Genomic DNA, 6,974 nt, shown 5'->3' with positions numbered 1-6,974 from the left:
AAAACACTCGGCTGGGACACCCCCGCCGAACGCCTCGCTACACTCCTCACCACCACCAGCTAACCCTCGTGTTGCAACGACCCCTTGAAACCGCCCTGGCTCCCAGGGGTGTCTCCGCGTCGCGGAGACACCCCTGGGGACCAGCCGGGACCGTGAGTCGCGCGACGGTCCGAAGTGGGCACGGCCTTGCGCGGCGAGCGACGCGAAGCGTGGCGCGCGGCCGGGACAGTGCGCCGGGCCGGCGTCGCGGCGGCCTCACGGGCGGGACTCGGCTCGTAGCCTACGGACGGACGCTCCGCATTCGTACCAAAAATGCTGTTGCGCGGTCCGGGAGGATGGGGGCATGTCTGATGTACCGCTGGCCGTTTTTGATGTGGATGGGGTGGTTGCCGACGTTCGCCATCGGCTGAAGCATCTCGCGAGCCGGCCGAAGAACTGGCAGGCGTTCTTCGCCGCCGCCGACCGTGACGAGCCGTTGCAGCCCGGGCTGGACCTGGTGCACCGGTATGTCCGTGACCATCAACTGGTCTGGCTGACCGGACGCCCGGAGCGGCTGCGGGTGGTGACCGAACGCTGGTTCGCCGACCACGGGCTGCCGGCCGGTCGCTTGCTGATGCGGCCCGATAATGATCGGCGTGCGGCGCGCGACTACAAGAGTGATCGGCTGCGCCGGCTGGCCGCCGGCGGGACCGTGGCGGTGGTGGTCGACGACGATCCGGAGGTGGTCGCGCGACTACGGCGGGACGGGCATCCGGTGCAGCTGGCCGACTGGGTCCCGCATGCCAAGACGCTGCGGCAGGCGCAGGAGCGCGACGGCCGGACCTGACCGCTTCAGATCGTCGTGTCCGGCGCTCGCCGGACCAGCCGGTCGGCGCGCCGGCCGATCTCCTTGGCCCGCGCGGTCACCCGGTCACCGAGGGCGTGCAGCCGGGCTCGGGTGGCCGGATCGGGCGATTCCTCCGCGCTGCGGTGCAGCATCGCCTCGGTGATCTCCAACTGGTCGGCGGTGTCGTGCATGGCGGCGGTGGTCCGTTGCCGGCGAGTTGCTTCGTCCGAGGTCACAGGCATGCTCTACCCGCCCACCCGGATGATCATGCGTGATCGGTCACCGGACCCATCGCGAGACCGCTTCGAAGCCGGCGGCCTGCTCCATCCAGAAGTATCCGTACGCCGGTGTGCTCCCGAGATACGGCCCGATCTGCGCGAGCAGCGCCTTGGTGCCGGCGCGGTCCCGGTCGGCCAGGTGGTTGGCGAGCGCCAGCCAGTGCCGCAGGGTGACACCCCGGCCGATCAGGCGAGGCTCGCCGGCCGCGCGCCACTTGCCCGCGCACCACTCGATCTCCTGGATCACTTCGGGGCGGCGGAAGTAGTCCGTCTTCGCGGCGAGCGACTCGGCACGGGACTCGAATCCGTATTCACGCAGCGCGTACTCGAAATGGGCCAGCAGCGGCAGCATGGTCACCGACGCACCGGGCGGCGCGGCCGCGGCCGGTTCACGGGCCGCCGCGAACATCTCCTCGTGCGAACCGAACCACTTCTGGCAGCGGAACGACACCGCCATCAGGTGCGCCTCGAAGTGGAACTCGTCGCGCGCGAGCGCCTCACCCAGCGCCGTGTCGAACTCCTCGCGGTGCTGACGCCCGTTGGCGAACATCGCGTCCAGCCTGGTCACCCACGGGTACGGATCGTCCGGGTTGAGCTCCGCGGCCCGCTGCCCGGCCTCGGCCGCGAGGGCGGACAGCCGGTGGAACTCACGGAACTGCTCCGGACTGGTGTTCCGCGCGGACGCGCCGCCCCGCGCCTGACCGGCCAGCTCGGTCAGGCCTTCGGCCCGCAGGATCGCGACTGTCGCGTCGCCGGGCACCGTCGCCTCCCACGTGTGCACCCAGTGCGGGTGGTGCCCGGCCGCGATCCCGAGCACCGCGAGCCGCCGGCTGCGCAGCTCCCAGTCCCGCCCGGTGCTCTGCAGCAGGTGCAGGGCGGCCGGCCAGTCACCGCGCAGCGCCCGGTCGCGCGCGTTGCGCACGTACAGGTCAGCCTGGCCGGGGTCGAGATCCGGGAGGAACGGCTTGCGGGAGCGTCCGAACATCCGGTGATCATAGGATCCGGCCGGCGCGGGTTCGGCGGCCACCCGCGGCCGGGGCGCCGGTCAGTGACCGCGAGCAGCGGCCCGCGGTCACTGACCGGTGCGGCCGTCGATGCACTCGCGCAGCAGGTCGGCGTGCCCGGCGTGCCGGGCGTACTCCTCGACCATGTGGATCAGGATGTCGCGGACGGTGTACCGGTCGCCGCCGGGCATCACCACGAAAGCGCCGAGGTCGGGCAGCTCGTCCAGCCACCGGTCGGCGGACGCGATCTGCTCCCGCCAGCTGGCGAACGCGTCCTCGACCACGGCCGCGTCGGCCACCGCGCCGTCGAAGTCGAGATCCTTGTTCTCGTCGGACCAGTACGGCCGCGCTTCGTCGTGCAGACCTTGCAGGGACCGCCGGAACCAGCCGTGCTCGACCTGGGCCATGTGCCGGACCAGCCCGAGCAGGCTCATCGTCGACGGCGGCACCGACCGCGCGGCCAGCTGCTCCGGGGTCAGGCCCTGGCACTTCAGGTCCAACGTGAGCCGGTAGTTGGTCAGGTAGAGCCGGATCGTGGCCAGCTCACCGTCCGGGCTCTCGGTGGCCCGCGGATCGTCCTCGGGCTTCACCCAGTTGCCGTCATAGCCGACCACTCGCTCAGTTGTCATGCTCCGATCCTGGCCGAACCGGCCCCCGCGAGCCACCCGTTAACGCCACGACACGACCGGCGGACCAGCCGGGGGCGCGCCCGCCGACCGGCAGCGGTACGTCACCGGCCGGGTAGCCAGCCCGGGTCAGCAGCCAGGAGATCAGCGAGTTGGAGTTCCACATGTCGCCGGTGCCGAGCTCGTCGCGGCCCCAGGTCGCCGTCGGGAACGACGGCACCAGCGCGAGCAGCCGAGCGGCCAGTTCCGGGTCGGTGCTCAGCGGCACGGGACCGCCGACGGCGAACGCGGCGTCCGGGATCCGGCCGTGACGCCAGCGCCGCACCTCGTACCGGAACAGCGCGGACCGGCCCAGCCACCGCAGTCCGACCGGCCCTTCGGCGACCACCCCGCGGTGCGGCTCGCGCAGACTCCAGACCGGGGCCATCTCGATCACGTACTCGCCGACCGCCAGCGCGCAGTGGTACAGGTCGCGGGGAGCGCGGTGCTCCCGGCGGGCGCTCATCGTCTCGTAGCAGGCGCCGCTCCAGCGCACCACGCGCGCGCCGCCCGCGCCCAGCGGCAGCCAGTAGAGAGTCATCTCCACACGCTGCGGCGGCGCGCGGCGCCACGGTAGGGCCATCGGACACCGGTAATGGCAGTACCTGCCTGATCCCCGGCCGCCGACGTAGCGTCGCAGGGGTGGACAGCCGAACCGAGATCCGCGACTTCCTGACCACCCGCCGGGCGAAGATCACTCCGGAGCGGGCCGGTCTGCCCGACTACGGCGGTCACCGCCGGGTCAGCGGGCTGCGCCGCGAGGAGGTGGCGATGCTGGCCGGGGTCAGCGTCGACTATTACACCCGGCTCGAGCGGGGCAACCTCTCCGGCGTCTCGGACAGTGTGCTCGAGGCTCTGGCGCGCGCCCTGCAGCTGGACGAGGCCGAGCGGGTCCACCTGTTCGACCTGGCCCGGGCCGCCAACACCAGCGCCGCCGCGAGCCGCGGCAGACGAAGGCCGGGCTCACTGTTGCGGCCCGGCGTCCAGGTTCTTCTCGACGCGATGACGATGGCTCCGGCGTACGTCCGGAACGGCCGGCTCGACGTGCTCGGCGCGAACCAGCTCGGCCGCGCGGTGTTCGCGCCCCTGTTCGCCACGGCCGCTCCGGTGCCCAACCTCGCCCGGTTCATCTTCCTCGACCCGGCCGCGCAGACGTTCTACGTGGGCTGGGAGCAGCTGGCCGCGGATACCGTCGCGTTGCTGCGCGCCGAGGCGGGGCGTGATCCGTACGATCGGGGTCTGACCGACCTGATCGGTGAGTTATCCACCCGCAGTGAGGTGTTCCGGACCTGGTGGGCCGCGCACAACGTGCGCCTGCACCGCAGCGGGGTCAAGTACATGCACCACCCGGAGGTCGGCCCGCTGACCCTGGCCTACGAGTCGCTGGACCTGGCCACCGACCCCGGCCTGCGGCTCAACGCCTATACCGCCGAGCCGGGCAGCAGGTCCCGCGAGGCGCTCGACCTGCTGGCCAGCTGGACCGCCGTGCCCACCGAGGTGAGGAAACCGTGAACACGGACCGCCGGGGTGGAGCGGGACGTGGTCTTCCGCGCGGCCCGATGCCGGTGTGCACCCCGGCATCGGCGCTGCTGACCACGCTCGATACGACCGCTTCAGCCCCGGAGATCGCCGGCGCCGTCCTGACCGTTGGCGGTCAGACCTGGCTGGCGCCGCCGTCCACGTAGATTTCCGCGCCGGTCATGAACGTGCTGGCGCTCGACGCCAGGAACACCACCGCGTCGGCGATCTCCTCGGGCCGGCCCAGCCGGTTCATCGGCACCCCGGCGGCCAGGCCCTTGAGCAGCTGCTCGGCGGCCTCGGCGTCGGGCGCGAGCCCGGTCAGGCCGGGCGTCTCGATCGGTCCGGGCGCGATGCTGTTGACCCGGATCTCGCGGCCCACCAGCTCGGCCGCCCAGCTGCGGGTGAACGACCGCAGCGCGGCCTTGGTCGCGGCGTAGACGCTGAACGACGCGGCACCCTTGGTGTCGATGTTGGAGCTGGTCAGGATCACCGAGGCGCCCCGGTTGAGCAGCGGGAGCACGGCCTGCACGGTGAACAGCGTGCCGCCGACGTTGGTGTTGAACGTGTCGGCGTAGTGCTGCCAGGTGATCTCGCCGAGCGCGGCGAACTCGCCACCGCCGGCGTTCGCGAACAGGATGTCGAGCCCGGCGCCCCGCTCACGGATCGCGGTGGCGACCCGCTCCAGGTCGTCGAGGTTCGCCACGTCGGCGCGGATTCCGGTGGCGTTGGCGCCGATCGCGGCGACCGCGGCGTCGAGGGCGTCCTGACGGCGCCCGGTGAGGAAGACGTGCGCGCCGTCGGCGGCGAGGCGGCGGGCGGCGGCCAGGCCGATGCCCGAGGTGGCGCCGGTGACGAGGGCGGTCTTGCCGGTGAACTGAGACATGGTGGGTCTTCCTTTGCTGAGAATCGGTCGGTTGTCTTCGCCCGCGGCCTGTTGATCTCGGACGCGGTCAGTTGGTCTCGGCCGCGGCCTGTTGATCTCGGACGCGGTCAGTTGTTGAGGAACGCCAGCTCGCGCCACTGGGCGAGCGGCAGGCCGGAGCCACCCGAGGTGATCACGTGCAGGGCGACGTGATCGGCGCCGGCGTCGAGGTGGTCCTGCAGGCGGCGGGCGATGTCCTCGGCCGTGCCGTGCGCGACGAGCGCGTCGATAAGCCGATCACTGCCGCCGGGCACCAGGTCGTCGTCGCCGAACCCCAGGCGTTTCAGGTTGTTGCGGTAGGTGGGAAAGCCCAGGAACATGCCGATCCCGGCGCGGGCTGCCGCCCTTGCCCGATTTTGATCGGTGTCCAGGACGACCGCTTGGTGCGGCGCGATCAGTGGTTCCGGTCCGACCATTTTTCGGTACGCCGGCGTCACCAGGAACGGATGCCACCCGGCCGTGCGGGCCACTGCCAGGTCGACCATCTTCGGCCCGAGCGCGCCGAGCAGCAGCCGGTCGGCGCCCAGGCCGGGCCGTCGGTCGGTCCCACGGCCGCGCCCGGTCCCGGGCTCGCGGCCCGGAGTCAGCTCGTCCAGGTAGCGCGCCATCGACGTGACCGGTTTGCCGTAGTCCTGCCCGTGCGCGGTGGCACCGGCCGGACTGCCGATGCCCAGCCCGACCACGGTCCGTGCCCCGTGTTTCGCGTCGAGCTCGGCGACCCGCCCGGTCAGCGCGGCGGCCGACTGCCCCCAGATGTTGAGCACGCCGGTGACCACCCGGCTGCCCGGCGCCGCACCCAGCAGGTGATCGACGTCGTCGAGCACGCCACCGCCGTCCAGCCCGGGTAACCAGATGGTGTTCCAGCCGAGTTCACCGAGTTCCGCCGCGGCGTCCCGGACCTGCGGCCGCCCGGCGGAGCGCAACTCCATGCTCCACACGCCGACCCGCCCTAGATTGCTCATGACCAGCACTTCCATTTCCGTACCGCTCGGTACTTATATCAGGAACGCTAGCACGCCCCGGCTTATTTCTGTACCGATCGGTTAAGATGAGCTGGATCACCCGGGAGGGGGCGCTGAGATGACGGCGAAGACACGTGAGCGCGGCCGCCCGAGGGGCTTCGACGCGGACGCGGCCCTGGACCGCGCGGTCGAGGTGTTCTGGCGCAACGGCTACGAGGGCGCGTCGCTGACCGACCTCACCGAGGCCATGGGCATCAACCGGACCAGCATGTACGCGGCGTACGGCAACAAGGACGAGCTGTTCCGGCGCGCGGTCGCCCGCTACGCCGAGCAGGACATGGCATACGCCCGGGAGGCCCTGGCCGAACCCACCGCCTACGCGGTGATCGAGAAGTTCCTGCGTTCCAACGCCGACGCGCTGACTCAGCCCGACCGCCCGGCCGGCTGCCTGTCCATCCAGGGCGGCCTGGCCTGCGGCAGCGACAACGGCAACACCGCCCAGTTCCTGGCCGCCAGCCGCCTGGCCGGCGAGGCCCTGATGGCCGAACGCCTGACCCGCGCGGCCGCCGAGGGCGACCTGCCTCCCGGCACGGATCCGGTGGCGCTGGCCCGCTACGTCATGGTCGTCAGCGAGGGCAACGCCGTCCACGCCACCGCCGGCACCCCCCGAGAGTCCCTCCACACCACCGTCGACCTGGCCCTACGCGCCATCCCCCACCCCGCCTAACCCGCTCTCCCGCTCTCCCGCTCTCCCGCTCTCCCGCTCTCCCGCCCTCCCGCACCCCGCACCCCGCAC

The 6,974-nt window shown here is 71.9% G+C and carries 9 protein-coding genes; 3 read left to right on the top strand and 6 right to left on the bottom strand.

The window, feature by feature from the left end:
* The first annotated feature begins 343 nt into the window (after positions 1-343).
* Positions 344-826, top strand: coding sequence for a phosphatase domain-containing protein (locus tag ADL15_RS11010; protein ID WP_067687950.1), 483 nt, complete (start codon positions 344-346; stop codon positions 824-826).
* 5 nt (positions 827-831) lie between these two features.
* Here the strand turns inward: ADL15_RS11010 and ADL15_RS11005 are convergent, their stop codons facing one another.
* The 4 genes from ADL15_RS11005 to ADL15_RS10990 all read right to left on the bottom strand — a co-directional run bounded on the left by ADL15_RS11005 (position 832) and on the right by ADL15_RS10990 (position 3,314).
* Positions 832-1,062: a hypothetical protein gene (locus tag ADL15_RS11005; RefSeq protein ID WP_157441299.1), complete on the bottom strand. Its 231-nt coding sequence runs from the start codon at positions 1,060-1,062 to the stop codon at positions 832-834.
* Between the two features lie 43 nt (positions 1,063-1,105).
* Positions 1,106-2,089 (bottom strand): hypothetical protein, encoded by a 984-nt coding sequence (locus ADL15_RS11000; protein ID WP_157441298.1) that lies wholly within the window; start codon positions 2,087-2,089, stop codon positions 1,106-1,108.
* 87 nt (positions 2,090-2,176) lie between these two features.
* The gene (locus ADL15_RS10995; RefSeq protein ID WP_067687944.1) at positions 2,177-2,737 is read right to left on the bottom strand and encodes a DinB family protein; all 561 of its coding nucleotides are present in this window, start codon (positions 2,735-2,737) and stop codon (positions 2,177-2,179) included.
* The gene (locus ADL15_RS10990; RefSeq protein ID WP_067687954.1) at positions 2,727-3,314 is read right to left on the bottom strand and encodes a hypothetical protein; all 588 of its coding nucleotides are present in this window, start codon (positions 3,312-3,314) and stop codon (positions 2,727-2,729) included. The genes ADL15_RS10995 and ADL15_RS10990 overlap by 11 nt, the downstream gene beginning before the upstream one ends.
* Positions 3,315-3,415: 101 nt before the next feature.
* Between ADL15_RS10990 and ADL15_RS10985 the strand changes: the two genes are divergently transcribed.
* Entirely contained in the window at positions 3,416-4,285 is an 870-nt protein-coding gene (locus tag ADL15_RS10985) for a helix-turn-helix transcriptional regulator (protein WP_067687942.1), read from the top strand.
* Positions 4,286-4,427: 142 nt separating this feature from the next.
* Here the strand turns inward: ADL15_RS10985 and ADL15_RS10980 are convergent, their stop codons facing one another.
* Together ADL15_RS10980 and ADL15_RS10975 are read right to left on the bottom strand one after the other, a co-directional pair.
* A complete protein-coding gene (locus ADL15_RS10980) occupies positions 4,428-5,177 on the bottom strand; it encodes an SDR family oxidoreductase (RefSeq protein ID WP_067687940.1) in 750 nt (249 codons plus the stop codon).
* A gap of 107 nt (positions 5,178-5,284) precedes the next feature.
* Entirely contained in the window at positions 5,285-6,178 is an 894-nt protein-coding gene (locus ADL15_RS10975; protein ID WP_067687952.1) for a TIGR03620 family F420-dependent LLM class oxidoreductase, read from the bottom strand.
* Positions 6,179-6,296: 118 nt separating this feature from the next.
* Here ADL15_RS10975 and ADL15_RS10970 point away from each other — a divergent pair, with 118 nt between their 5' ends.
* Complete coding sequence (locus ADL15_RS10970; RefSeq protein ID WP_067687938.1) at positions 6,297-6,905, top strand: TetR/AcrR family transcriptional regulator; 609 nt, start codon at positions 6,297-6,299, stop codon at positions 6,903-6,905.
* Positions 6,906-6,974: the final 69 nt, after the last annotated feature.

Source organism: Actinoplanes awajinensis subsp. mycoplanecinus, from assembly GCF_001509495.1.
Taxonomy (GTDB): Bacteria; Actinomycetota; Actinomycetes; order Mycobacteriales; family Micromonosporaceae; genus Actinoplanes; species Actinoplanes palleronii.
Note: the sequence above shows the minus strand (reverse complement) of the source record. Positions and strands in the feature narration are given on the sequence as shown.

Coding starts and splice junctions, on each gene's coding strand:
- ADL15_RS11010 (WP_067687950.1), top strand. CDS start 344: ATGTCTGATGTACCGCTGGCCGTTTTTGATGTGGATGGGGTGGTTGCC.
- ADL15_RS11000 (WP_157441298.1), bottom strand. CDS start 2,089: ATGTTCGGACGCTCCCGCAAGCCGTTCCTCCCGGATCTCGACCCCGGC.
- ADL15_RS10995 (WP_067687944.1), bottom strand. CDS start 2,737: ATGACAACTGAGCGAGTGGTCGGCTATGACGGCAACTGGGTGAAGCCC.
- ADL15_RS10990 (WP_067687954.1), bottom strand. CDS start 3,314: ATGACTCTCTACTGGCTGCCGCTGGGCGCGGGCGGCGCGCGCGTGGTG.
- ADL15_RS10980 (WP_067687940.1), bottom strand. CDS start 5,177: ATGTCTCAGTTCACCGGCAAGACCGCCCTCGTCACCGGCGCCACCTCG.
- ADL15_RS10975 (WP_067687952.1), bottom strand. CDS start 6,178: ATGAGCAATCTAGGGCGGGTCGGCGTGTGGAGCATGGAGTTGCGCTCC.
- ADL15_RS10970 (WP_067687938.1), top strand. CDS start 6,297: ATGACGGCGAAGACACGTGAGCGCGGCCGCCCGAGGGGCTTCGACGCG.